This is a genomic window from Amycolatopsis sp. lyj-109, from assembly GCF_046548995.1.
Taxonomy (GTDB): domain Bacteria; phylum Actinomycetota; class Actinomycetes; order Mycobacteriales; family Pseudonocardiaceae; genus Amycolatopsis.
The window spans coordinates 76,150-100,508 of record NZ_JAJPWR010000028.1 but is presented as its reverse complement, the minus strand read 5'-3'; the positions used below and the strand labels follow the sequence as shown (position 1 = coordinate 100,508).

At 71.1% G+C, this 24,359-nt stretch carries 21 protein-coding genes and 1 pseudogene; 10 read left to right on the top strand and 12 right to left on the bottom strand.

What is annotated here, in order from left to right:
- Positions 1-53: 53 nt before the first annotated feature.
- The gene (locus tag ACLJQF_RS40915; protein WP_410615673.1) at positions 54-404 is read left to right on the top strand and encodes a histone-like nucleoid-structuring protein Lsr2; all 351 of its coding nucleotides are present in this window, start codon (positions 54-56) and stop codon (positions 402-404) included.
- A gap of 135 nt (positions 405-539) precedes the next feature.
- Here the strand turns inward: ACLJQF_RS40915 and ACLJQF_RS40910 are convergent, their stop codons facing one another.
- Complete coding sequence (locus ACLJQF_RS40910) at positions 540-1,400, bottom strand: DUF6597 domain-containing transcriptional factor (protein WP_410615687.1); 861 nt, start codon at positions 1,398-1,400, stop codon at positions 540-542.
- A 34-nt stretch (positions 1,401-1,434) separates the two neighbouring features.
- Here ACLJQF_RS40910 and ACLJQF_RS40905 point away from each other — a divergent pair, with 34 nt between their 5' ends.
- Positions 1,435-2,016 carry a TIGR03086 family metal-binding protein gene (locus ACLJQF_RS40905; RefSeq protein WP_410615672.1) on the top strand — a complete coding sequence of 194 codons (582 nt, stop codon included), beginning with the start codon at positions 1,435-1,437 and terminating at the stop codon, positions 2,014-2,016.
- 361 nt (positions 2,017-2,377) lie between these two features.
- Here ACLJQF_RS40905 and ACLJQF_RS40900 read toward each other — a convergent pair whose 3' ends face one another.
- Entirely contained in the window at positions 2,378-3,202 is an 825-nt protein-coding gene (locus ACLJQF_RS40900; RefSeq protein ID WP_410615671.1) for a (2Fe-2S)-binding protein, read from the bottom strand.
- Positions 3,203-3,564: 362 nt separating this feature from the next.
- Here ACLJQF_RS40900 and ACLJQF_RS40895 point away from each other — a divergent pair, with 362 nt between their 5' ends.
- From ACLJQF_RS40895 to ACLJQF_RS40885, 3 genes are all read left to right on the top strand, one after another.
- Positions 3,565-6,123: an ATP-dependent Clp protease ATP-binding subunit gene (locus ACLJQF_RS40895; protein WP_410615670.1), complete on the top strand. Its 2,559-nt coding sequence runs from the start codon at positions 3,565-3,567 to the stop codon at positions 6,121-6,123.
- Between the two features lie 127 nt (positions 6,124-6,250).
- On the top strand, positions 6,251-6,601 hold the full coding sequence (locus ACLJQF_RS40890; RefSeq protein ID WP_410615669.1) for a helix-turn-helix domain-containing protein: 351 nt from the start codon (positions 6,251-6,253) through the stop codon (positions 6,599-6,601).
- 59 nt (positions 6,602-6,660) lie between these two features.
- A complete protein-coding gene (locus ACLJQF_RS40885) occupies positions 6,661-8,388 on the top strand; it encodes an Hsp70 family protein (protein WP_410615668.1) in 1,728 nt (575 codons plus the stop codon).
- A 4-nt stretch (positions 8,389-8,392) separates the two neighbouring features.
- On the opposite strand, the gene ACLJQF_RS40880 is transcribed toward ACLJQF_RS40885, so the two are convergent.
- The 3 genes from ACLJQF_RS40880 to ACLJQF_RS40870 are packed head-to-tail and all read right to left on the bottom strand — an operon-like array spanning position 8,393 to position 10,305.
- On the bottom strand, positions 8,393-8,866 hold the full coding sequence (locus tag ACLJQF_RS40880) for a YbaB/EbfC family nucleoid-associated protein (RefSeq protein ID WP_410615667.1): 474 nt from the start codon (positions 8,864-8,866) through the stop codon (positions 8,393-8,395).
- Positions 8,859-9,920: a hypothetical protein gene (locus ACLJQF_RS40875; RefSeq protein WP_410615666.1), complete on the bottom strand. Its 1,062-nt coding sequence runs from the start codon at positions 9,918-9,920 to the stop codon at positions 8,859-8,861. The genes ACLJQF_RS40880 and ACLJQF_RS40875 overlap by 8 nt, the downstream gene beginning before the upstream one ends.
- Before the next feature lie 4 nt (positions 9,921-9,924).
- Entirely contained in the window at positions 9,925-10,305 is a 381-nt protein-coding gene (locus ACLJQF_RS40870) for a hypothetical protein (RefSeq protein WP_410615665.1), read from the bottom strand.
- Between the two features lie 162 nt (positions 10,306-10,467).
- Here ACLJQF_RS40870 and ACLJQF_RS40865 point away from each other — a divergent pair, with 162 nt between their 5' ends.
- A complete protein-coding gene (locus ACLJQF_RS40865; protein WP_410615664.1) occupies positions 10,468-11,130 on the top strand; it encodes a hypothetical protein in 663 nt (220 codons plus the stop codon).
- Here ACLJQF_RS40865 and pcp read toward each other — a convergent pair.
- Together pcp and ACLJQF_RS40855 are read right to left on the bottom strand one after the other, a co-directional pair.
- Positions 11,127-11,672: pseudogene (gene pcp, locus ACLJQF_RS40860) on the bottom strand (pyroglutamyl-peptidase I); the annotation flags it as partial. The gene ACLJQF_RS40865 and the pseudogene pcp overlap by 4 nt on opposite strands.
- 67 nt (positions 11,673-11,739) lie before the next feature.
- Complete coding sequence (locus tag ACLJQF_RS40855) at positions 11,740-13,173, bottom strand: M1 family metallopeptidase (RefSeq protein WP_410615663.1); 1,434 nt, start codon at positions 13,171-13,173, stop codon at positions 11,740-11,742.
- 169 nt (positions 13,174-13,342) lie between these two features.
- On the opposite strand from ACLJQF_RS40855, the gene ACLJQF_RS40850 reads away from it, so the two are divergent.
- A complete protein-coding gene (locus tag ACLJQF_RS40850) occupies positions 13,343-16,501 on the top strand; it encodes a BTAD domain-containing putative transcriptional regulator (protein WP_410615662.1) in 3,159 nt (1,052 codons plus the stop codon).
- Between the two features lie 85 nt (positions 16,502-16,586).
- Here ACLJQF_RS40850 and ACLJQF_RS40845 read toward each other — a convergent pair whose 3' ends face one another.
- Positions 16,587-17,393 carry an ABC transporter permease gene (locus tag ACLJQF_RS40845; protein ID WP_410615661.1) on the bottom strand — a complete coding sequence of 269 codons (807 nt, stop codon included), beginning with the start codon at positions 17,391-17,393 and terminating at the stop codon, positions 16,587-16,589.
- The gene (locus ACLJQF_RS40840) at positions 17,390-18,367 is read right to left on the bottom strand and encodes an ATP-binding cassette domain-containing protein (RefSeq protein WP_410615660.1); all 978 of its coding nucleotides are present in this window, start codon (positions 18,365-18,367) and stop codon (positions 17,390-17,392) included. The genes ACLJQF_RS40845 and ACLJQF_RS40840 overlap by 4 nt, the downstream gene beginning before the upstream one ends.
- Positions 18,368-18,528: 161 nt before the next feature.
- Here ACLJQF_RS40840 and ACLJQF_RS40835 point away from each other — a divergent pair, with 161 nt between their 5' ends.
- Positions 18,529-19,488: an endonuclease/exonuclease/phosphatase family protein gene (locus ACLJQF_RS40835; RefSeq protein WP_410615659.1), complete on the top strand. Its 960-nt coding sequence runs from the start codon at positions 18,529-18,531 to the stop codon at positions 19,486-19,488.
- A 30-nt stretch (positions 19,489-19,518) separates the two neighbouring features.
- Here the strand turns inward: ACLJQF_RS40835 and ACLJQF_RS40830 are convergent, their stop codons facing one another.
- Entirely contained in the window at positions 19,519-20,319 is an 801-nt protein-coding gene (locus ACLJQF_RS40830; RefSeq protein ID WP_410615658.1) for an SIR2 family NAD-dependent protein deacylase, read from the bottom strand.
- A complete protein-coding gene (locus ACLJQF_RS40825) occupies positions 20,312-20,623 on the bottom strand; it encodes an antibiotic biosynthesis monooxygenase family protein (RefSeq protein ID WP_103351085.1) in 312 nt (103 codons plus the stop codon). The genes ACLJQF_RS40830 and ACLJQF_RS40825 overlap by 8 nt, the downstream gene beginning before the upstream one ends.
- A gap of 51 nt (positions 20,624-20,674) precedes the next feature.
- On the opposite strand from ACLJQF_RS40825, the gene ACLJQF_RS40820 reads away from it, so the two are divergent.
- Positions 20,675-22,063, top strand: coding sequence for an AAA family ATPase (locus ACLJQF_RS40820; protein ID WP_410615657.1), 1,389 nt, complete (start codon positions 20,675-20,677; stop codon positions 22,061-22,063).
- Here ACLJQF_RS40820 and ACLJQF_RS40815 read toward each other — a convergent pair.
- Positions 22,049-23,455 (bottom strand): M1 family metallopeptidase, encoded by a 1,407-nt coding sequence (locus ACLJQF_RS40815; protein WP_410615656.1) that lies wholly within the window; start codon positions 23,453-23,455, stop codon positions 22,049-22,051. The genes ACLJQF_RS40820 and ACLJQF_RS40815 overlap by 15 nt on opposite strands.
- A gap of 74 nt (positions 23,456-23,529) precedes the next feature.
- Between ACLJQF_RS40815 and ACLJQF_RS40810 the strand changes: the two genes are divergently transcribed.
- Positions 23,530-24,276, top strand: a complete 747-nt coding sequence (locus ACLJQF_RS40810; protein WP_410615655.1) for an alpha/beta fold hydrolase — start codon at positions 23,530-23,532, stop codon at positions 24,274-24,276.
- Positions 24,277-24,359: the final 83 nt, after the last annotated feature.

Sequence of the window (24,359 nt, the reverse complement as noted above, 5' to 3'; positions counted from 1 at the left end):
CCCGGGGCTTGCCCCGTACCAGATCATTGAGTAAGCCCCGCAGGAGGAATCGGATGGCACAGAAGGTGCTCGTCTCGCTGGTCGACGACCTCGACGGCAGTGAGGCGGAAGAGACCGTCGAGTTCGGTTTGGACGGAGTCAGCTACCAGATCGATCTCTCCTCGGAAAACGCCGAGGAGCTGCGGGACGCGCTCGCTCAGTATGTCGAGCACGCGCGTCGTGCGGGCGGTCGCAAGCGTGCCTCGGTCCGCCCGGTCTCGGGTAAGGGTTCGGCTCGTCCGGCCGCCGTCGACCGCGAGCAGAACCAGGCCATCCGGTCGTGGGCGCGCAAGAACGGTTACGCGGTTTCCGACCGCGGCCGCATCCCCTCCGAGGTTGTCGAGGCCTACCACAAGAAGAACTGAAGATAGTTCACGCCGCTGTCAAGCTAGCCGGCTGTGGGGCGCTGACCAGCAGTTATCTCCAGTGGCGTGGCCAATCTCGGTGATGTGGGGTTTCCAGGGATGGCCGCCGGGCGAATTTTCGCCCGGCGGCTTTCTTCATGTCCGATCACTGTCCGGTTCCCGTTCGGCGGCGGCGCGGGCTGTTCGGGCGTACTCGGCAGGCGACTGGCCGGTCACCGTCCGGAAATCGCGGATGAAGTGCGACTGGTCGCTATAGCCCAGTCGAACCGCCAGACCGGCGTAATCGGGTTGTCCTTCTGTGACGAGTCGCTGCGCTGCGTCATTGAGGCGGTATATCCGGATCGCCCACTTGGGCGGGACGCCGACGTGTTCGGCGAACACGCGCTGGATGGACCGGGTGGTTAGTCCAGTATCCGCGCACAGTTGCGCCACCCGGGTAATTTCCGGATCCCGCGCGATTGATTCCACCGCCTCCGCGGCCTCGCGCGCTGCCGGAGACAGCGTCACCGGATTTGCGATCAGCAAGTTGTCGATCGCACCGGCCATTTGCGCATCTCCGCCGGCGGTCTGGACCGATTCGGCTGCCGTCGCGGCCGCCGGTCCGAAAACGTCGGCGAGTGGGACGACCCGGTCGGCGATGTCACGTACCGGGCCGCCGAGGAACGCGCGGAAGGTGCCCGGCCGGAATCGCACGCCCAAGCCCTGGACGTGGCCGGCCAAGCGGTGCGAAAAGACGTCGTGGGCCGGGCCGTGGACGCCGGAGGCGCCCGGGAAGAACGTGACGTGGACCGAGAGGTTCGGGAGCACCCGCTGCTCGTACGGCGGTTTGCCGCGCAGGTCCCACCGCAGGATCCAGTGGTATTCGACCAATTCGGCGAGTTCCGGCGCGGGCGGGTGCCGGGTCAGCGTGAACATCGTGCGCGCGGTGGCCTCGGCCACGATGCCGCGCGGGATCCGGTGCGTCACGGGTTCACGGTAGCTGTCGCGTTCGTTCAAGACGCGGCGCTCGCCGGGAGTTTGGATCACCGGCATGACTGCTTCGCTGCTGCGCCCGGCCGCGGCCGAATTCCTCCGGATCGCCGGCGCGGTCCCCGACCTGACCGCGCCGACGCCGTGCGCCGGGTACGACGTCCGCGGGCTGCTCAACCACCTCTTGTACTGGGGCCCGTGGCTGATCGCCGCGGGCCACCGGGCGGCCCCGCCCTCGCCGGCCGGTGGGGAGGCGGAGGCGGCGCTGGTGACGGAGGACTGGCACGCGGACCTGGAGAAGCAGACGGAGACGCTGGTGGCGGTGTTCGGCAGGCCTTCGGCGTGGACGGGCACGACTTCGCTGGGTTCGGCTTCGATGCCGTCGGCGGTGGTGGGCGCGATGGTGCTGGGCGAGTTCGTGCTGCACGGGTGGGATCTGGCCCGGGCGAGCGGGCAGCAGCTTCGCTGTGCGCCCGAAGCGGCGACGGCGGTGTACGAGTCCGCGGTGGCGATGGGTGACCAGGCGCGGTCGATGGGGGTCTACGGGCCGGCGGTGGCGGTGTCGCCGGATGCGTCGCCGCTGGAGCGGGCGTTGGGGGCGGCCGGGCGGGATCCGGGCTGGAGTCGTCCACAGGTGGGCTGAGGTGTGGACAACTCCGGTGGGTGGTCGCCGATCGGCGGTTTTTGGTCGGTCCGCGCCGATACGCTGGACCCGGGGGGCGCCCCCGCGGGCCGGCGAAGTTTGTTGTTGCAGGCAGACACAGCTCTCGAGGCAGAGCCGCTTTTCTTGGGCTGGGCCGAGGTCGGCAAGGCCGTGGCTGCCCGGCTTGGCCGTGGGAGGTTCCGGGGTGCCGTGAATGAGTCATTCATGACCTCCGACGCCAGGAATGAGTCATTCACAGCACCGGCGAGAGCACTCAACGCCTCTCGCAAAGGGGCTCAGCCGGGCGATCGCCGGTGCCCCGCCCTCCTGGAAACCCGGCGGGACTGCGCGCCGCCCTGAGCTACCGCGAGCAGGTGCGCGGGCACCCATCGCACTCGGCCGACGACGGCAGCAGGTACGAAAAGCAGCAGCTCTCCCGCCGCCGCGTCCACTCCCGGTGCCCCTCGGGCCCCTCCGTCAGCCGCAACGTCGACGCCGACGTCAGCGGCGGGTACCGCTCGTCGAGCACCAATGCCGCGTCCGCGACCCCGGCGCCCTCCGCCTCCGGTGTCCCGCCTTGCCGGCCGGCCCACCACAGCGAGTTCTCCAGCGCGTCCGTCGCCGCCGCCCACAGCGTGCGGCGGCCGAGCCTGCTCAGCGGTGCGTACGCCCGGACGAACCGGGCCGCGTGAGCCAGGTAACGCGCCCGCAGGACCGCCGCCAGTGCTCGCTCGTCGCGGACCACCGTCGCCTCCGGGCGGGCCGAGCCCGGGTCCGTCGGGAGGCAGTGGAACGCGTCACCCAGCACCGCCATGCCGTCCGGGTGGGGGCGGTCGTCGGCCAGGCGGAAGGCCAGCTCCGACGGCTTCAGTGACGGCACCCGGCGCTCGTGGTGCCACAGCAGCGCCCCGACGTACGCCGGTACGTGCAGGTACCAGGTCAGCACCCAGCTGGCCGTCGTCCGGGCCGGTGTCGCGTCGTGCTCGCGCAGCAGCCAGTCGCCCAGGAGGCCGCGCCACTCGTCGAAGTACGCGGGTGTCTCCAGCAGCTCCGAGCAGCGGATCCAGCCCACCGGGACGTCGTTGCGCAGCTCACTGCGTTCCTGCAGGCCGGAGATACGCTGCAACGACGACGCGAGGCCGTCGCCGACCTCGCGTGCGTCACGGAAGGACCGCTGCTGGTTCAACCGCGGCCCTCCTCGAAGCGCCGTAGGGGATTAGGCGTGCCTAACCTTACAGGCTTTCGGGGGCTGCGCCAATCGGGTGGGTCACTCTCAGCTTGCGGACTGTTCGCGGTGAGCGGACAGGGCGCGGATGGCGGAATCCTCGTGGCCGTCCGCACGTTGGGCTTGACGTAAAGGTGCAGGGCAACCTGATGATGGGAGCACCCGGGAAGATGCCACGTCCGGGTGCGGAAATGACCGCCGACAGCCGTAGTGGTACGCCAGCGCGACGACTTGGCTACTAGAGTGGTCTCACGGTGCTGAATCCATCGCGGTGAAAGCACGATGGACAACGGGCCGCCGGCGCAGCAGTCGAGGGAGTGCACATGTTTGAAAGGTTCACCGACCGCGCGAGGCGGGTGGTTGTGCTGGCTCAAGAAGAGGCCAGGATGCTCAACCACAACTACATCGGCACCGAGCACATCCTCCTGGGTCTGATCCACGAGGGTGAGGGTGTCGCCGCCAAGGCGCTGGAGTCGCTGGGCATCGCCCTGGAGGGCGTGCGCCAGCAGGTCGAGGAGATCATCGGCCAGGGCCAGCAGGCGCCGAGCGGGCACATCCCGTTCACGCCGCGCGCCAAGAAGGTGCTGGAGCTGTCGCTGCGCGAAGCGCTGCAGCTCGGCCACAACTACATCGGCACCGAGCACATCCTGCTCGGCCTGATCCGCGAGGGCGAGGGCGTCGCCGCGCAGGTCCTGGTCAAGCTGGGAGCGGACCTCAACCGGGTCCGCCAGCAGGTGCTGCAGCTGCTCTCGGGCTACCAGGGCGGCAAGGAGTCCACCGAAACCGGTTCCGGCCGCGGTGAGGGCACCCCGTCGTCGTCGCTGGTCCTCGACCAGTTCGGCCGCAACATGACCGTGCTCGCCCGCGAGGGCAAGCTCGACCCGGTCATCGGGCGCGGCAAGGAGATCGAGCGGGTCATGCAGGTGCTGTCCCGCCGGACCAAGAACAACCCGGTGCTCATCGGCGAGCCCGGCGTCGGCAAGACCGCCGTCGTCGAGGGCCTCGCGCAGAGCATCGTCAAGGGCGAGGTGCCCGAGACGCTCAAGGACAAGCAGCTCTACACGCTGGACCTGGGCTCCCTGGTCGCCGGCTCCCGCTACCGCGGTGACTTCGAAGAGCGCCTGAAGAAGGTGCTCAAGGAGATCAAGACCCGCGGCGACATCATCCTGTTCATCGACGAGCTGCACACGCTGGTCGGGGCGGGTGCCGCCGAGGGCGCGATCGACGCGGCATCGATCCTGAAGCCGATGCTCGCCCGCGGTGAGCTGCAGACGATCGGCGCGACCACGCTCGAGGAGTACCGCAAGTACATCGAGAAGGACGCCGCCCTCGAGCGCCGGTTCCAGCCGATCCAGGTCGGCGAGCCGTCGCTGGAGCACACGATCGAGATCCTCAAGGGCCTGCGTGACCGGTACGAGGCGCACCACCGCGTCTCGATCACCGACTCGGCGCTGGTCGCCGCCGCGACCCTGGCGGACCGGTACATCAACGACCGGTTCCTCCCGGACAAGGCGATCGACCTGATCGACGAGGCCGGCGCCCGGATGCGCATCCGCCGGATGACCGCGCCGCCGGACCTGCGCGAGTTCGACGAGAAGATCGCGAACGTCCGCCGCGACAAGGAGTCCGCGATCGACGCGCAGGACTTCGAGCGGGCCGCCCGCCTGCGTGACGAGGAGAAGACGCTCCTCGGCCAGAAGGGCGAGCGGGAGAAGCAGTGGAAGGACGGCGACCTCGACGTCGTCGCCGAGCTCGACGACGAGCAGATCGCGGAGGTGCTGGCCAACTGGACCGGCATCCCGGTGTTCAAGCTGACCGAGGAGGAGACCACCCGGCTGCTGCGCATGGAGGACGAGCTCCACAAGCGCATCATCGGCCAGGAGGACGCGGTCAAGGCCGTCTCGCAGGCGATCCGTCGTACGCGTGCCGGTCTCAAGGACCCGAAGCGCCCGTCGGGCTCGTTCATCTTCGCCGGCCCGTCCGGTGTCGGTAAGACCGAGCTCTCGAAGGCGCTGGCGGCGTTCCTGTTCGGCGAGGACGACGCGCTCATCCAGATCGACATGGGCGAGTTCCACGACCGCTACACCGCTTCGCGGCTCTTCGGTGCCCCTCCGGGCTACGTCGGCTACGAAGAGGGCGGCCAGCTGACGGAGAAGGTGCGTCGCAAGCCGTTCTCGGTGGTCCTGTTCGACGAGATCGAAAAGGCGCACCAGGAGATCTACAACACGCTCCTGCAGGTGCTGGAGGACGGCCGCCTGACCGACGGTCAGGGCCGCACGGTCGACTTCAAGAACACGGTCCTCATCTTCACGTCCAACCTGGGCACGTCGGACATCTCGAAGTCCGTCTCGCTCGGCTTCGCCGGGGGCAACGACTCCAGCACGAAGTACGAGAAGATGAAGCAAAAGGTCAACGAGGAAATGAAGAAGCATTTCCGCCCGGAGTTCCTGAACCGGATCGATGACATCATCGTGTTCCACCAGTTGACCAAGGAACAGATCATCATGATGGTCGACCTGATGATCAACCGGGTCGAGACCCAGCTGAAGGCCAAGGACATGGAGCTGGAGCTGACGGCGAAGGCCAAGTCGCTCTTGGCCAAGCGTGGCTTCGACCCCGTGCTGGGTGCGCGGCCGCTGCGCCGCACGATCCAGCGCGAGATCGAGGACCAGCTGTCGGAGAAGATCCTCTTCGGCGAGGTCGAGCCGGGCCAGATCATCCTGGTCGACGTCGAGGGCTGGAGCGGCAACCCTGAGGACAAGGACGACCAGGCCAAGTTCACCTTCCGCGGTGAGCGCAGGCCGTCGTCGATCCCGGACGCCCCGCCGGTCAGCATCGGCGCGGGCCACGAGGAGCAGGGCGGCGAAGCCGAAGGCGAGTGATCGTCGCGTAGTACGCCGGAAGGGCGGTTCCCCGAGTGGGAGCCGCCCTTCTCGCGTCTGGCGTTCGTGAACCTGTGCCACGAAGACCCGTCTCCGCGGATCGGGTCGAAGAGGGGATCGATGGGCGATGAGTCGGTCGTGGAAGGAAGTCAAGGCGGACAAAGCCGCCGTCGATCGGGAGACCGGCGGGGACATCGGGGCCGCTCGTGCTGCCGCGCGGGAGGTCACCGAGGCGTACGTGCTCGGCTTCCGCCTGGCGCAGCTCCGGGAGGACGCCGCCATCAGCCAAACGGAGCTGGCGCGGCGGATGGGGGTCAGCCAGCCGCGGATCAGCCAGCTCGAGCAAGGTGACCCCGGTCAGATGGAGCTGGACACCCTCCGGCGCTACATCACGGCGCTCGGCGGCCGGATGCGGGTGGTCGCCGATTTCGACGATCACGACGTCACCGTTTCCGCTGCAGAGCGGGACTCTGCCTGAGCGGAGCGGTGCCCCTGGCCCGTGAGACGATGCCCGCGGACCTTGGGAGGGGAATCCGCGTGGACGTGCTGTCGATCGACTTCGGGACTTCCAGCACGGTCGGGGTGCTGTCGGCGTTCGGGCGGGGGCCGCGGGCCATCGAGGTCGACGGGTCCGTCACCATGTCCTCCGCCGTCTACGTCAACGATGACGGCCTGCTCGTCGTCGGCCAGGACGCCGAGCGCCGGGCGCGGCTCGATCCCAGCCGGTTCGAACCGAATCCCAAGCGGCGCATCGACGAAGGCACCCTGCGGCTCGGCGAGACCGACGTCGACATCGCCGACGCCTTCGCCGCCATCCTGCGCCGCATGGGCGAAGAGGCCGAACGGCAGCTCGGCCGCCCGCCCGCGCAGATCCGGATCTCGCACCCCGCCGGCTGGGGCGCCGAGCGGCAGGACGTGCTCCGGGCCGCCGCCGCGAAGGCTCGGCTTGCCGATGCCCGGCTCATTCCCGAACCGGTGGCCGCCGCCGCTCACTACGCCAGTCTCGGGAGCCGGGCCGGTGGGCCCATCGGCGTCTACGACCTCGGCGCCGGCACCTTCGACTGCGCCGTCGTCGGGGTCACCCGGCAGGGCTTCACCGTGCTCGCCGAGGACGGCCTGCCCGATCTCGGCAGCCTCGACATCGACCAGGCCCTGCTCGTCCACATCGGACGCGAGGTATCGCACGCCGATCCCGCGCAGTGGCAACGCCTCCTGCGGCCGCAGACCACCGCCGATCGCCGGACGCGGCGGGCGCTGCTGCAGGACGTCCGCGACGCCAAGGAAAGTCTCTCGCGCCACGCGCAGACCCACGTGCCGATGCCCGAGCCGTTCGGGGACGTCCTGGTCAGCCGGGACGAGCTCGAAGCGCTCGTGCGGCCCAGCCTGCTGCGCAGCGCCGAACTGCTCGCCGCCACCATCCGCCGCGCCGGTCTCACGCCCGCGCAGCTCGCCGGGGTCTACCTCGTCGGCGGGCCGAGCCGGATGCCGCTGCTGGCCACGCTGCTCGGCCGGCAGCTCGGCGTCGCGCCGACCACGCAGGACCAGCCCGAGACAGCCGTCGCGTTCGGGCTGCACCACGTTCCGCTCGGCACCACCACCGACCTCACCGTGCCCGCCTTCGCGCCCGTCCGCCCGCCGGTGACGCCGCCGCGGCCGCAGCCGTGGCAGCAGCAAGCCGCCCGGCCGCCGCAGTACGCGCCGCCACCGGCGCCGCCGCGGCCGGAACCGGTGCCGCGCAAGCGGACCAAGCTGTTCATCGGCTTGGCCGTGCTCGTGGTTGTCGCGATCACGGCGACCATCGTCGTGCTCCTCGCGACCAGGAGCGACTCCGCCCAATCCACTGTGGACTGTACGACCGTGGCCCAGCGCGACCAGGCCGGGTTCACCCCCTGCCTGCGCTCACTGGCCGGCACCGTGCCCGACCGGGCCACCTGCCGGGCCGCCGACGACATCGGCGCGCTGCTGCACGCCCAGGCGGCCGTCACCTGCGGGATCACCGGCGGCGCCGTCAACTACTACCAGGGCGTGACCGTCGAGGAGATCGAGGTGACCGCGAAGCTGCAAGCGGACGGCAACGCGCTCGATCGCGGCACCTGGGCCGGCGGCGGGCTGCACGGCCGGTACGTGGCCGGGGCCGGCCGATCGTCCGCGATCGTGCTCTTCGGCGCGGACGGCCGCCGGGCGGCCGCGCTCTTCACTTCGCGCGAGGCCCACCGCACCAGCGACCTGCTCGCGTTCTTCGAGCGCAGCCTCAAGCCGGCCTGACGGCTCACCAGGCCTTGTCGAACCGCATCCCGCCGGCGTACCAGTCGTCGTCCGGCACCGGCCGGACCGGCGGCTCGGCGACCGGCGCATCGGTGGACCGGTCCTTCAGCACCTTGCCATCCGCGGCCGGAGGGCCCGGAGAAGGCGCCGGAGCGGCCACCGGAACCGGGGTCGGCTCGAACTGCACCCGCCAGCGCAGCCGGTCCATCAGGTAGCCGCCGCTGCCCAGCGGCGCCAGCAGCTGACCGGTCCGCTTCGCCGACTCGCGCTGGGCCTCGACGTACGTGCGCAGGACGGCGTCCGCGATCTCCGACGGCGACATCCCCGAGACGGCGTCGGTGAGCCGCAGCCGGGTCAGCACGCCGTCGGTGTTGACCGACAGCGAAACCGTGCCGTCGGCGGACGTCGCCGTCGTCGACAGCGCGTCGAGCTCGGCCAGCAGGGCCTCGCGGTCCGGTTTGGCCGGACGGTCAGCCATTCATCCGCCCCACGTGCCCGTTGTCCTGCGAAACCCGGCCGTCGGGGGCGATGTCGACGTGTTCGTCGCGGACGTTCTTCTCCGTCTGACGCGAGGTGTGCTCGGTCTCGAAGTTGTCCGGGTCGAAGCTCGAGCCCGGGCTGACGTCCGGCGAGTCCGGGATCTTCGGCAGGTCGACGGCTTCGTCGCCGATGCGGTCCGCCAGTGTCCCGGCCGCCTCGCCGGCGCCTTCACGGATCTTGCCCGCGCTGTCGAGGAAGCTCTGGTACAGGTCGAACGCGTTGTCGCCGGTGATCTCCGCCTGGTTCGCCACCACCGCGCTGATCGCGCCGCCGGCGGCGTTCCCGGCCACCAGCGCGCCGTTGGCCGCGGTGAAGATCGCCGCGCCCGCCGGGGCCGCGACGCCGGCGCTGGCCACGGTCAGCAGCCCGGCGACCGCGCCCGCGAACGTCGCCGCGAGCACCTTCGACATGGCCGCTTCGCGCTTGCGGGACTGGTCTTCCTGGAACTTCTTCGCCGTCTCCAGGAACGTCGTGCCGAGGTTGCTCAGGTCCTGCCGGGCCGAGGCGATGGCCTCGCGCGCCGCCACGAGGTCGCTCTCCAGCACGGTGATCTTGGTTTCGACCTCGGTGAAGGCGTCGGCCAGCTGGTTCAGGTAGGCCTTCACGGCGTTCGCCGCGGAGCCGCGCCACACGTCGAGGAACTGCCGGGCGTCGTCGAGCTTCGGCTTCGAGTCGCGCTGCAGCTGCTTCCAGACGGCGTCGTGCTTCATGATCAGGCGCTGCAGGCCTTCGGTCGACTCGTGGTCGATGTCGGCGTCGGAGAACTCGCGGTAGATCCCGGCGATTTCGTCCTGCATCTTCCGGACGTTCTCGTTGGAATCGTCGAAGCCGAACAGCAGGAAGTTGGTCTGCCTGAGCACATCGATGGCGTCCAGTGCGTCGTTCGCGCCGTCCTTCAGGTCCTCGGAGACGCCTTCGAGGAGTTCGGCGCGGCGGTCCTCGCCGGTGGACATCGGTTCGGCGTCGAGGCCGGTGTCGAAGTAGCCGTCCACGTCCTCAGTTCCCTTCCAGGCCCGCGGCCGCGCGGTTGACGTGCCGCTTCGAGTCCTCGTCGGCCTGTTCGTACAGTTCCGCGACCCGCATCAGCGCGTGGCTCGTGTCGGCGGTGGTCTGGTGCAGCTGCGCGACCAGCTGCTGGATCTTCGCCAGGTGGTCGTTGTAGGCCGCCGCGACGGCGGGCATGCCCAGCGAGCGGCCGAAGGCGTTGTCCGCGGGGAACATGCCGGTCAGGCCGCCGAGGAAACCGCCGCCGCCGGCGGAGACCGGGACGTCGGTGCCGCGCAGGCCGCTCGACGCGGTTTCCGCGGCGTCGGCCGCGGACTGGAGGGCTCCGGCCGAGTCCCGCAGGTCCTGCAGGTCGGTCTCGAATCCGATCATCACTCACCTCTTCTTCGGGCTGCGCGTTCCGGACATGTAAACACCGTTCGATCACCCGGCAGGCTGCTTTCCCGGCGGTGTGCCTCAGATCACGACCCGCTCGCCGTACCGCCGAACGGGCGAATGTCGTCCGTGCCGGTCGTGCTCGACGCTCTTACCTGCATGAGCACCGTCACGAGACCTCGCGCACCGACCGTGCGGAGCCGGTTGCGCGAGGCAAAACGCTTCTCCTGGACGGGATTCGCGGTCACGGTCGGGGCGTCGCTGCTCGGCACGCTCGTCCCGGCCGCGATCGGGGCCGGTCCGGACGCGACGCTGATCTCCACGCTGGTGGTCACGGTGCTGGCAGCCGGCGGGTTCACCGCCAAGGACGGCACTGCCCGCGGTGTCAAGGCGATCGCGATCCTGCTGCTGGCGACGGGCGCGCTGGTCCTGACGGTGACCGGGGTGACTGTGCTCGACCTGGTGCGCGGGCGCCCGGCGACGTTCCCGGGTGTGCCGGAGGTGGTCGCGGAACCCCGGGTGCTCGTCCCGGAGTCGGTCACCTGCGGCACGACACCGGTGCACACGACGACGACCTGCGTGGTGTCGGTCCGCAGCGTCGGCGCGAGCGCACTGCGGGTCAGCGGGATCGAGGTGGACGGCACGGACTTCGCGGTGGACGCGAGGGGGTGCGTGGGCCAGGAGGTGGCACCGGGCCGCCGGTGCACGCTGGTGGTGAGCTTCACCCCGGCCTGGAGCGGCGACCGGGTCGCGGACCTGACGGTGCACCACAACGTCCCGGGCCCGGCGGCGTTCGTCGAGCTCACCGGCCGCGGCGGTTAGTGCTCCGCGCCCGCGCTGACCGCCAGGTCCTCCGTCACCCGCAACGCCGTGTCCGCCAACGCTTCCAGCGCGAGAGCGATCCGGTGCACGCTCAGCGACGCCTCGGCCTTGCCCGCGGCCGCGACCTGCTCCGGGCTGAACGGGACGTGCACGAAACCGCCGCGGGCGCCCGGGAACTCCGTGGCCAGCAGGTGCATCAGACCGTAGAAGACCTGGTTGCACACGTACGTCCCGGCGGTGTGGGAGACCGATGCCGGGACGCCCGCCGCGCGGATCGCCGCTACGCACGCCTTCACCGGCAACGTCGTGAAGTAGGCCGCCGGGCCCTCCGCGACGACCGGGGCGTCCACCGGCTGCGCGCCCGCGTTGTCCGGGATGCGGGCGTCGATCAGGTTGATCGCCACCCGCTCCGGGGTCACCTCGGCCCGGCCGCCCGCCTGGCCGGCGCAGACGACGAGCGACGGCCGGTGCGCTTCCAACGCCTGCCGCAGCGCGGGCAGCGACGCCGCGAATGCGCAGGGCAGCACCCTTGCCATGCCATCCTCCCCAAAGCCGTGAAGGCCACCTTCAGGAACTTTACGTTCCTGAAGGTGGCCTTCACGCACTTGCTCAGGCGGCGGGCTTCAGGCCACCCGGGTAGAGGTACTGGTCGGCCGGCTTGCCGGTGCCGTACACCCACGCGTCGAAGAAGCCCTGGAGGCTCCGGTGCGCGGCGAATTCGGTGAACCGCTGGAACTCCTGCATGCTCGCGTTCCCGTCGCGGTGCAGCGACGGCCACGTCTTCAGCACCCAGGAGAAGGCCTGCTCACCCATGTAGTTGCGCAGCGCGTGCAGCATCATCGGGCCCTTCGAGTACACGTACGTGAACTCGTTGCCTTGGCCCATGTCGTAGAGCTTGCCGTTCCAGAACCGCACCGACGCGGTCTTGACGTCGTTGGCGTACTGCGCGTTCAGGTCGACGCCTTCCTTCGCCTCGTCCCACAGCCAGGTGGCGTAGGAGGCGAAGCACTCGTTGAGGCAGACGTCCCGCCAGTGCGCGACCGCCACCGAGTCGCCGTACCACTGGTGGGCGTTCTCGTGGACGATCGTCGGCACCGTGCCGGCCCAGCCCGCCGAGTAGATCGGCCGGCTCATCGTCTCCAGCGAGAAGCCGATCTGCTCGTTGAGGAAGATGCCGCCCGCCGCGTCGATCGGGTACTTGCCGAACTTCGACTCGAGGAAGTCGAGGATCTCCGGCAGCCGCGCCTCGGCCTGCTTCGTCGAGTCGGGGACGCCCGGGGCGAACGCGCTGACGATCGGGGTGCCGTCCTTCCGCTTCTGGCGGTCGAACGTCCACTTGTCGATCGCGACCGTCGTCATGTACGGCACGATCGGCGTCTCTTCGGCCCAGACGTGCGTGGTGCCGCCGGGGGCCTTGACCGACGGCTTCTCGCGGCCGTTCGCGATCACGCCCCACTCGTCGGGCACGGTGATCGCCAGGTGGAACGTGGCCTTGTCGAGCGGGGTGTCGTTGACCGGGTACCAGGTGGTGGCCGACTTCGGCTCGCCGGCGACGAACGCGCCGCCCGCCCGGGCGAACTGCCAGCCGTTGTTCCCGAGCGCCGGGTCGTCGATCGGCGCGGGCACGCCGTGGTAGGCGATCTTCACCTTGAAGCGCTGGCCCCGCCACAACGCCCGCGACGGCGTGACGACCAGTTCGTGGTCCCCGGTGCGGCTGAACTTCGCGTCGCGGTCGTCGACCTTCACCGAGTCGACGGTCAGGCCGCGCAGGTCCAGGTTGAACGAGCTGAGCGCCTGCGTCGCCCGCGCGGCGATGTCCTGGTTCCCGGTGAGCTGGTGCGACGCGGGGTCGTAGCCGACCTTGAGGTTGTAGTCGGCGACGTCGTAGCCGCCGTTGCCGTCCTGCGGGTAGTAGCTGTCGCCTGCGCCGTCGCTGCCGGGCTTCGGCGCGCCCCAGCCGTCGCCCGCCGCGGCGACACCGGTGCCGAGGCAGAGGCCGGCGACCACGGCGGCCGCCACCACGACCGGTTTCTGTCCCCTCATGAACGCTCCTGTCCGTCTGGATGGGCGGGGCACTTTCACGTGAAAGTGCCCCTTCGGCAACGTATCGACACGAACGGGGGCTCCGGGGGATCGCGTCGTATTTGTCCGGATAATCAGCACTTCCGTCGGCCCGCCCCGGTGCCGGCCCGCCGTCTGGAAAGCTGGACACATGCGCGTTGCGCTGCTGGGCCCGCTGCGGGCGGCGGAAGACGACGGCACGCCGATCGACATCGGCGGCGCCCGCCTCCGCATGCTCCTGGCCAGGCTGGCGCTGGACGCCGGGCGCGCGGTCCCGGCCGACGCGCTCGTCGACGGGCTCTGGGGCGCCGAACCGCCGGCCGACGCGGCCAACGCCCTGCAGTCGCTGGTCTCGCGGCTGCGGAAGGCCCTGCCGGTGGCCGTCGAATCCGGGCCGGGCGGCTACCGGCTCGCCGTGGCGGCCGGCGACGTCGACGCCGAGCGGTTCGAACGGCTCGCCGCCGAGGGCCGCCGCGAACTGGCCGCCGGCCGCGACGCCCACGCCGCCGACCTGCTCACCGAGGCCCTCGCGCTGTGGCAGGGCGCCGCCCTCGCCGACGTCCTCGACGCGCCTTTCGCGCCGGCGCCGGCACGGCGGCTCACCGAACTGCGGGCCGAGGCGGCCGAGGACCGGTTCGAGGCGCTGATCCGGCGTGGCGAGCACGCCGGGGTGCTGGCCGACCTGACCGCGGCGGCCGACGCCGACCCGCTGCGCGAACGGCTCGCCGGGCTGCGGATCCGCGCGCTGTGCGCGGCCGGGCGGCAGTCGGAGGCGCTGGCCGTGTACGCCGGGATCCGCCGTACCCTGGCCGACCAGCTCGGTGTCGACCCCTCGGCCGAACTGCAGGAGGTCCACGTCGCCGCGCTGCGCGGCGAGTTCGCGCCGCCGCCGCCGGTGGCCGACCGGCTGCCGACCCGGCTGACCACGTTCGTCGGCCGCGACGACGAGCTCAAGCTGCTGGCCGAGCTCCTCGGCGGTGCCCGGCTGGTCACGCTGACCGGGCCGGGCGGGGCGGGCAAGACCCGGCTGGCCACCGAAGCGGCGTCACGGCACCCCGTGCACCAGCGGGGCCGGGTCTGGTTCGCCGCGCTGGCCGGCGTCCGCGATCCCGACGACCTCCCCGGTGCGCTGCTGGGCGCACTCGAGGTCCGGGAGATCCGCACCGAGACCGAGATCAACCGCCGCCAGCCGGAGCCGGTGGAACAAGCCGTCGAGGTGCTCGGTGGCGACGAAGCCCTGCTGGTGCTGGACAACTGCGAGCACGTCATCGACGCCGCCGCGCGGCTGGCCGACGAACTGCTGCACCGGGCGCCGCGGCTGCGGATCCTGGCCACCAGCCGCGAGCCGCTGGCGATCACCGGGGAGGCGCTGTGCCCGCTCGGCCCGCTGCCGGTGCCCGCGGAACGCGCCGCGCCCGCGGAAGCCGCCGAGCTCGACTCGACCCGGCTGTTCCTCGACCGGGCGGCCGCGGTCCGCCCCGACTTCGTGCTCGATGAGTCCACTGTGGACCACGTCGGGGAGATCTGCCGCCGGCTCGACGGGATGCCGCTGGCGCTGGAGCTGGCCGCGGCGCGGCTGCGGTCGATGACTGTGGCCCAGATCGCCGGCCGCCTCGGCGACCGGTTCCGGTTGCTCACCTCGGGCAGCCGGACGGCGCTGCCGAGGCAGCGGACGCTGCGCGCGGTCGTCGAGTGGAGCTGGGAGCTGCTGGCGGAGCCCGAGCTGGTGCTGGCCCGGCGGCTCGCGGTGTTCGCGGGCGGCGCGGAACTGGCGCCGATCGAAGCCGTCTGCGCCGACAGGTCGCTGCCCGCCGCCGACGTGCCCTACGTGCTCGGCAGCCTGGTCGAGAAGTCCATAGTGGACACCGTCGACGCCGGTGGCGAGCCGCGGTACCGGATGCTCGAGACGCTGCGGGTGTACGCCACCGAGCGGCTCGTCGAGTCGGGTGAGCACGACCGGACACGCCGGGCGATGGCCCGCTACTACGCCGAGCTGGCCCAGCGGCTGGAGCCGACGCTGCGCACGGCCGACCAGCTGCAGGCGATCGACCGGTACGAAGCCGAGAGCGCCAACATGATCGCCGCTCTGCGTGGCGCGATCGAAATGTCCGATGTGGACAACGCGGTCGCGTTGCTGGACGGGATGTTCTGGTACCTGACCATCCTCGGCCAGGGTGGTCGGATCGGCTCGCTGATCCGCGAGACCCTCGAGTTCGGCGACCGGCTGCCGCTGCAGGTCTCGGCCGCCTACCGGGCGCTCTGCTACCTGATGGACGCGGTCCCGGTCCGGTCGGACCAGCCCGAGATCCTCCGGCTGGTCGACGACTGCGTGCGCAGTGACGCGGTGGACCGGTACCCGGGGCTCGCGGTGGCGCTGCCGATGCTGGCCTTCCTGGGCGGAGACCGCGAAATCGCCGAGCGCGAGGTGCGCCGGGCCGAGCGGCACGCGGACGCGTGGACCCGCGCCGGCGCGTACTGGGTGGAGAGCTTCCTGCTCGACGATGATGGTGACGTCGAGGGGGCCGACCGCGCGCGCGACCAGGCCCACGCCGGGTTCGAGGCGGTCGGCGACCGCTGGGGCATCGCGATGACCCTGAGCTTCAAGGCGTACGCGATGTCGCAGAGCGGCGACAGCGCCAAGGCCATCGAGATCTACCAGCAGGGCCTGGCCCTGTCGATGGAGCTGCGGTCGTACGAGGACGCCGTGCAGAACTGGTGGCGGCTGGCCGTCGAGCGGGCGCGCGCCGGGGACTTCGAGGGCGCCTGGCGGGATCAGGAGGCGGCGGAGCGCTACGGCGAAGGCATCACGAACGTGCAGCACCGGGCCATCCTGATGTTCGGCAGGCTCGAACTGCTGCTGCGCACGGACCGGCTGGCCGAAGCGCGGGCGCTGCTCGACCGCATCTCCGCGATGGGGGGCGACGACTGGTTCCCCGGCGGGATGGGCGACGAGTTCATCCAGGCCTTCGAGGCGCGGATCCTGCTGGCCCAGGGCCGCACCGACGAGGCGGAGCCGCACGCGGCCATCGCGATCCGGGCGACCAACGGGCGCGGCGACATGCCGGACCTGGCCGGGGCGGTGGAACTGCTGGCGATGATCCGCGAGCGGCAGGGCCGTCCCGAGACGGCGACCCGGGTGCTCGCCGCCTCCGCCGTCATCCGCGGCCGGCTCGACCTCGGCAGCCCCGAGGTCCGGACGCTCATCGACGCCCTCCGCGCGACGCTCCCGGACTACGAAGCCCGCTACGAAGCCGGCCGCGCCTTGTCCAAAAAGGACACGATCGCCTGGCTGCTGGCCGAGCTCCGCTGACGCGGTCGTGAGTGGTAATTCGGGTTAGAACCCGAATTACCACTCACGACCGGTGGCGCGACTCACCCCCGTGTGTCGGCGCCTTTCAGACCCGCCGGCGGTAGGCCCAGGTGGCCAGCGGGAAGAACACGATCACGGCTCCGGCCATCCAGGCCAGCGCCCCAGCCAGCGGACCGGCCACCGGACCGCCGTTCATCAGGCCGCGCAGCGCGTTCGCCATCAGGCTGACCGGGCTGATGTCCGCCCACGCCCGCAGCCAGCCCGGCATGGTGGACGTCTGCACGAACACGTTGCTGCCGAACGTCAGCGGCATGATGAAGACGAACATCAGCGCCTGCGCCGAACCCGGCGACTTCATCACCATGCCGACGAACACCGAGCCCCAGCAGAAGCACAGCCCGAACGCCAGCGCGAGCAGGATCGCCACGGCGAACTCGCCGGGGCTGGTCGCGATCCGGTAGCCCATGATCGTCGCCACCACCATCAGCACCGTCAGGCACACGATGTACCGCACGACGTCGGCGAGCACCGCGCCGATCAACGGGGCCGAGCGGGCGATCGGCATGCTGCGGAACCGGTCGAAGACGCCTTTGGTGACGTCGGTGTTGAGGTTCGTCCCGACGGTTAGGCACGCCTGCAGGATGTTCATCACGATGATGCCGGGCACCACCATCTGCAGGTAGGCGTCGGTCGAGCCGGACAGCGCGCCGCCGAACAGGTAGACGAACATCACCAGGAAGATGATGGGCATCAGCGTGACGTCGGCGAGCTGCTCGGGATTCTTGCGGATCTTCAGGATGCCGCGCCATGCGAGCGAAAGCGCGTGCTGGAACCCCTTGCCGGGGCTGATGTGCCGGGGCGGGGCGGGGCGGTCGAGCGCCAGCGTCGTCATGCCAGGCTCCCTTCGAGGCTCTTGTCCTCAACGGACTGTTCGGCGGTGTGCCCGGTGAGGGCGAGGAACACCTCGTCGAGGCTGGGCAGCCGCAGCGCCAGCTCGTCCGCGGTGATCCCGGCCTCGTCGAGCTTGCGGACCAGGGTGGACAGCAGCACCGGGTCGTTGACCGGCGCGGTGAGCAGGCCGGACGCGTCGTCGCGGGTCGGCCGGACGCCGGACAGGTCGCCGAGGATCCGGTTGACGGCGTCCATGTCGGACAGCTGGGTCGGCCGGACCTGCAGCGTCTGCCCGCCGACGCGGCGCTTCAGCTCGTCGGCGCGGCCGTCGGCGACGACCCGGCCGTGGTCGAACACGGTGATCTTGTCGGCCAGCTGGTCGGCCTCCTCCAGGTACTGCGTGGTCAGCAGCACCGTCGCGCCCTCCGCGACGAGGTTGCGGACGACGTCCCAGACCTCGTTGCGGGCGTGCGGGTCGAGCCCGGTGGTCGGCTCGTCGAGGTAGAGCACCTCGGGCCGGCCGACGAGGCTGGCCGCGAGGTCGAGCCGCCGCCGCATGCCGCCCGAGTAGGTCCGGATCGGCCGCTTGGCCGCCTTGGTCAGCTCGAACCGCTCGAGCAGTTCGGTGGCGCGAGCCTTGGACTGGGCGCGGGAGTGGCCGTACAACCGTCCGATCAGGACGAGGTTCTCGATCCCGTTCAGGTCCTCGTCGACCGACGCGTACTGCCCGGTCAGCCCGATCAGGCTGCGGACCCGGACCGGATCGGTAACGACGTCGTAGCCGCCGACCGTGGCTCTGCCGGCGTCCGGTTTCATCAGGGTGGCCAGGATCCGGACGGCGGTCGTCTTGCCCGCACCGTTCGGCCCGAGCACCCCGACCACCTGGCCGAACGGGACCTCGAGGTCCACCCCGTCCAGCGCCTTGGTGTCCCCGAAGTGTTTGACCAGGCCCTCGGCCTGGATCGCGTGCGACATGGGCGTCCTCCTTCGCTCGTCGCTTCTGGGATCACAGTGGACGGCGGCGCTGGTAGCCCGCGCACAGCGCGCTGTCAGCGGCTGGCAGGCGCTGGTGGAGATCTTGTGGAGGAGTTGTCGAAGCCCGGCCGCGCGGCGCCGATCTCGGCATACTCGGCAGCATGGTGGTTGCGGAAGAGACGCGGTCGCGGCGGAAGAACCCACTGGTCACGGGCCTGTTGGTGGTGCCGGTGGTGCCACTGGCGATGCTGGCGGCGCTGCGCCTGGTCGGCTTCGACGGCGGCTGGTACACGCTGATCGCGCTGTCGTTGACGCCGTACGCGGCGGCCGCGGGCGTGCTCGTCGGCGGCGCCGCGCTGGCGTTGCGGCGGTGGTGGACCGGCGGGGTCGCGCTGGTGCTGGCGCTCGCGCTGGCCGTCCTCGTCCTCCCGCGGATGTCGGCGAGCGAGCAGCGTGACCTGCACGGCAAGACCCTGCGCGTCCTCTCCTCGAACCTGCTCTACGGCCAGGCGGACCCGAAGGCCGTCGTCGACCTGGTGCGCGAGCAGCGGATCGACGTGCTGAACTTGGTCGAGATGACGCCGTCCGTGGTCGACGGGCTGACCGCGGCCGGGCTGTTCGACCTGCTGCCGCACCGGGTGCTGCACCCGGCGCCCGGCGCGTTCGGCTCGGGGATCGCCGCGCGCTTCCCGCTGAAGGAGGTCAACCTGACCGGCGACTCGGCGGCCAAGCAGCCGGGCGCGGAGGCCGACCTCGGCGACGGCGTGGTGGCGGAGATCGTCGCCGTCCACCCGATCTCCCCGGACGTCGACACCCCGCAATGGGAGCGGGAGATCAAGGACCTCTCGCGTCCGGCGGGCGAGCACGGCCTGCGCATCCTGGCGGGCGACTTCAACGCGACGCTGGACCACGCGGCGTACCGCACGATCCTGTCCCGCGGCTACCGCGACGCGGCGGAGGAACGCGGCGAGGGACTCGCGCCGACGTGGCCGTCGTCGATGCCGGTGGTGACGATCGACCACGTGGCGGTGGACAACCGCGCGGCGGTGCTGGACTACCGCGTGTTCGACGTCGCCGGCAGCGACCACCGGGCGGTGTTCGCCGAAGTCCGTCTGCCGTGACGCTCGTGAGTGGTAATTCGGGTTAGAACCCTAATTACCACTCACGAGAACCCGCACCGTCTCTAAGGCGCCGGCCGCGATCGACGCACCGCGGCCGTGGCGGATCTCGGGTTCCCGCGGGTTGACGCGGATCAACGCGCCGGTCGCCGCACTGGCCAGTTCGGCGTAGCGGCGGACCGTCGGGACCGCCTGGCCCGCGCCCAGTTCCACCACGACGAGGTCACGGGCGGTCCGGCGCCACGCCGTCAGCTCGTCCAGCTGGGCCTGGCTGCGGTCCGGGACCCAGGAGAAGTCGCCGAACATCAGGATGTTGGGCCGCGCGAGGCCGCCGCAGCGGGGGCACGACGGCAGCGGTGGCACCGCGCGCATGGTGTCCTCGTCGACCACGACGTCGACGTCGGCCGGCCAGATGTCGGACGTGCACCCGGCCAGGCACTGCAGGTGGTGGATCGAGCCGTGTGCCTCGGCGACGAACTCGAAGCCCGCCTTCTGGAACTGGCCGTCCACATTGGACGTGAAGACCCGGACGCCGTGGGGCAGTGCCGAGCCGAACTCGCGCAGCAGCCGGAAGCCGTCGTGCGGCACCGTCCGGCGGTACAACGAAAGCCGGTGCCCGTAGAAGCCCCAGGCCAGCTCGGGGTCGTCGGCGAAGTGCCGCGGGTCGGCGAGCTCCTCGAACCGTAGCCCGAGCCGGGCGTACGGCGGATACGCGCGCCAGAAGCCTTCGCCGCCGCGGAAGTCCGGCAGCCCGGAGTCGACGCCCATGCCGGCGCCGGCGCAGATCAGCAGCGCGCCGGCGCCGTCCAGGAGCTTCGCGGCCAGCTCACGCACCCGGCTGCGAACCGAGGACGACCTCGAACTCCAGCAGGTTTGCGCCGGTGGACACGGGCTTGGCGCGCTCGCCCGAGTGCGCCGCGGCGGCCGGGCCGCCCTTTGCCCACGCCTGGTAGTGCTCCTCGGTCTCCCACTTCGTGTACACGAAGTAGCGCGTCTCGCCGGAAACCGGCCGCAGCAGCTCGAAGCCGAGGAAGCCGGGCTGCTCGTCGACCGAGTGCATGCGCGCGGCGAACCGCTTCTCCAGTTCGGGGCCGGCGCCCTCGGGGACCTCGATCGCGTTGATCTTCACGACACTCATGGCTCCCAGCCTAGTTGGCTCAGGTGTGTGACCCGTGCCACTGTTGAGGGCATGGGGAGCACCGAGCGCGACCTGGCCATCGACCTCGCCCGCATCGTCCGCGCCACCGCCGACGAGGTCGCGGGCGGCGGTGGGAGCGAACTCGTCGAACGCGTGACCGGCCACCTGGGGGCGCCGTTGCCGGAGGTGGTGGTCGTCACCCGCAACTGGCCGATGTGGGAGCACGCCACCATCCAGTGCGGTGTCGACGCCTACCTCGCCGAGCACGGCACGGCGGTGGGCTGGTTCGGCATTGCGGGCGGCCAGCGCACACACGAAGACCTGATCGGGATGCTCGCCACCGCGCGCAGGCACGGCATGTACGAGCTCGGCTCGGTGGACTACACGACCACGGCGATCGGCCCCGACGACGCGACCGAGGCGGTGCAGCTCGGGCTGGCCGGCACCCACGCCCCGGGCGGCGAGCCGGTGCTGCTCGCGATCCGCGGCGCCAACCCGCAGTGGGGGCTGGAGCAGTGCCGGCTGGAGGTCCTGGCGACGTCGCGGGCGACCGCCACCGAAGTGCGCGACCGCGTCGAGCGCCTGATGGCGGAGCGCGATCTCCTGCGTGGCCAGGTGCTGGCCTTCGGCACCAGCGAGCACCGCGGCAACGAGCTGCTCACGTTCCTCCCGCGGCCCACGCTGACCGGTGAGGAGGTCGTGCTGCCGGACGGCGTGCTCGAGGCGATCGAGCGGCACACGATCGGCATCGCGCAGCACGGCGAGCGGCTGCTGGCCGCGGGCCAGCACCTCAAGCGCGGGCTGTTGCTGCACGGCGCGCCCGGCACCGGCAAGACGCACACGGTCCGCTACCTGATGGGCCGCCTGCCGGACACCACGGTGATCATCCTGACCGGCCCGGCGATGAAGCTCGTGGCCAAGGCGGCCGAGCTGGCGCGGCGGCTGCAGCCGAGCGTGGTCGTGCTGGAGGACGTCGACCTGATCGCGCAGGACCGCAGCTTCGGGCCGATGGTCCAGCCGCTGCTGTTCACCCTGCTCGACGCGATGGACGGCGTGGGCGGCGACGCCGACGTGACGTTCCTGCTCACCACCAACCGGGCGAGCGAGCTGGAGAAGGCCCTCGCGGACCGGCCGGGCCGCGTCGACCTCGCCGTCGAGATCCCGCTGCCGGACGCGGCCGGGCGTGAAGCGCTGCTGCGGCTGTACGCGCGCGGCCTGAAGCTGACGGCGGACCTGGGCCCGGTCGTCGAGGCGACGGCGGGGATGACGGCGTCGTTCGCGAAGGAGCTGTTGCGCCGGGCGTCGCTGCTGGCACTGGCCGTGCGTCCGGACGAGGACGTCGTGGTCGGGGACGAGGAGCTGACGACGGCGTTGCGGGAGATGCAGGACGCCCGGAACGCGCTGACGCGGTCGCTGCTGGGCAGTTCAGCTGCGCAGTGACCCGGGGAAGAGGTCGGTGTCGGCCGGGAGCGTCGTGCCGCGGAACCAGCTGTCGAAGAAGGCCCGCAGGTTCTTGCCGCTGATCCGCGTCGCCATCGCCTCGAAGTCGGGCCAGGTCGCGTTGCCGTGGCGGTAGCGGGCCGGCCACTCGCGCAGCAGCTTCCCGAACGCCGGGTCGCCGATCTCGCGGCGCAGGGCGTGCAGGGCCAGGATGCCCTTGTTGTAGACGCCCTCGAACTCGTGGCCCTGGCCCATGCCGACCAGCTTCTGCGCCCAGAAGTCCGTGCTGCCGTGGGTGATCTCGATGGCCGCGCGGTAGCGGTCGTCCAGGTTCTGGCCCTCGCGCTCGGTCCACAGCCACTGCGAGTACGACGCGAAGCACTCGTTCAGGCAGACGTCGGACCAGTCTTTGAGCGACACGGAGTCACCGAACCACTGGTGGGCGTTCTCGTGCACCAGCGTCGGCAGGTCGGCCCACTTCGCGTAGGTCGGCCGGGTCTGCGTCTCGAGTGAGAACGGGACGTCCTCGTTCAGGAAGATCCCGCCCGCCGCCGACTGCGGGTACGGGCCGAACTTGCTGCTCAGGAAGCCGAGCACCTCCGGCAGGCGGTCGCCGATCGCGCGGCGGGCTTCGGCGCCCGGCGCATACGCGGAGACCACCGGGGTGCCGTCCGGCAAGGCCGACTTGTCGACATCGAACTTGCCGATCGCGATCGTCGTCAGGTAGCTCGCCACCGGGTTGGTCTCGGTCCAGGTGCCGGGCGGGCCCTCGCGGCCGTTCGAAAGCACCGTCCAGCCCGCCGGGACGTGCGCGGTGAGGGTGAAGGTGGCCTTGTCGCGCGGGGTCTCGTTCGCCGGGTACCAGAACGCCGCCGAATGCGGCTCGCCGACCATGTACGCGCCGCCGTCGGCCGAGTGCTTCCAGCCGTTCTCGCTACCGCCGTCGTGCAGGGTCTTGGCCGGGTCGCCGCCGTACCGGACCCGCGTGCGGAAGGCCGTCCCGGCCCGGATCGGTGCCGGCGGGGTGACGACCAGCTCGAACGCCTTCTCGCGGCTGAACGTCGCCGGTTTGCCGTCGACCTCGACACTCTGCACGGTCAGCCCGCGCAGGTCGAGATCGAACCGGCTCAGGTCCTGGGTGGCCTTCGCGGTCACCGTGGTGTCGCCGTCGAGGTGCCCGCTCGCCGGGTCGTACTTGACGTCGACCTGGTAGGCGAGGGCGTCGTACCCGCCGTTGCCGTCGTCCGGGTAGTAGGGATCACCGGCGCCGGACGCGCCCGGCACCGGGTGCATGGGCGGCGGCGGAGGTGGCAACGCGACGGCGTCACCGCCGCACGCCGCGGCGAGCACCACGGCGGCGCAGACGGCCAGGGCGGTGAGTCGGCGGCGCATACGACCACCATAGGTGATGGAAAGCGATCGTTCGGTCACGTTCCGCACCAGGGGTTTTGTGGTTAGGTGGCCGCGTGCTCTGTTTCGGCGGCAGCGGCGTGCCGATCGTTCTGCTCCACGGCCTGATGGGCCGCGCGCGGACGTGGTGGCGGGTCGCGGAGTGGCTCCGGCCCTACGGCGCGGTCTACGGCCTGGACGCGCGTGGCCACGGCAACGCCCCGCGCGTCGGCCCGTGGACGACCGAGCGCTTCGCGGACGACGTCGCCGACGCGCTGCGGAGCCTCGACGCCGGCCCGGCCGTGCTCATCGGGCACTCGATGGGCGGGCTGCACGCCTGGGCGGCCGCGGCGCGGCACCCGGAGCTGGTGCGCGCGGTCGTCTCCGAGGACTTCGCGCCGGACCAGCGCGGCCGGACCGTCGAGACCTGGCGCGGGTACTTCGAGAGCTGGCCGGTCCCGTTCTCCTCGCTCGACCACGTCCGGGAGTTCTTCGGCGACGCGGGCGGGTACTTCGCGGACTGCGTCGAGGAGCGTTCCGATGGGTTCCACCTGGTCGCGGACCTCGAGGACCTGTACGGCATCGCCGCGGAATGGGGTCGCCGGGACTACTGGGACGTCGTCGGGGCGATCCGCTGCCCGCTGCTGGTGGTCGAGGGCGAGCACACGGCGATGCCGCACGGCCAGCAGGCGCTCGTCGCCGACCGCGTCGCGGGCGCGAAACACCTGGTGGTGCCGGGCTCGGCCCACCTGCCCCACGACGAGGCCCCGGAGACCTACCGCGGAGCCGTCGAAGCCTTCCTCGGCCAGGTCCTGGCCCGCTGAACCGGTCGACACGCGTGATTGTCGGGTCGACACGCGTGATCAGAGGGACGACACGCCGCACGCCGTTGTATCGCCGTGTCGAC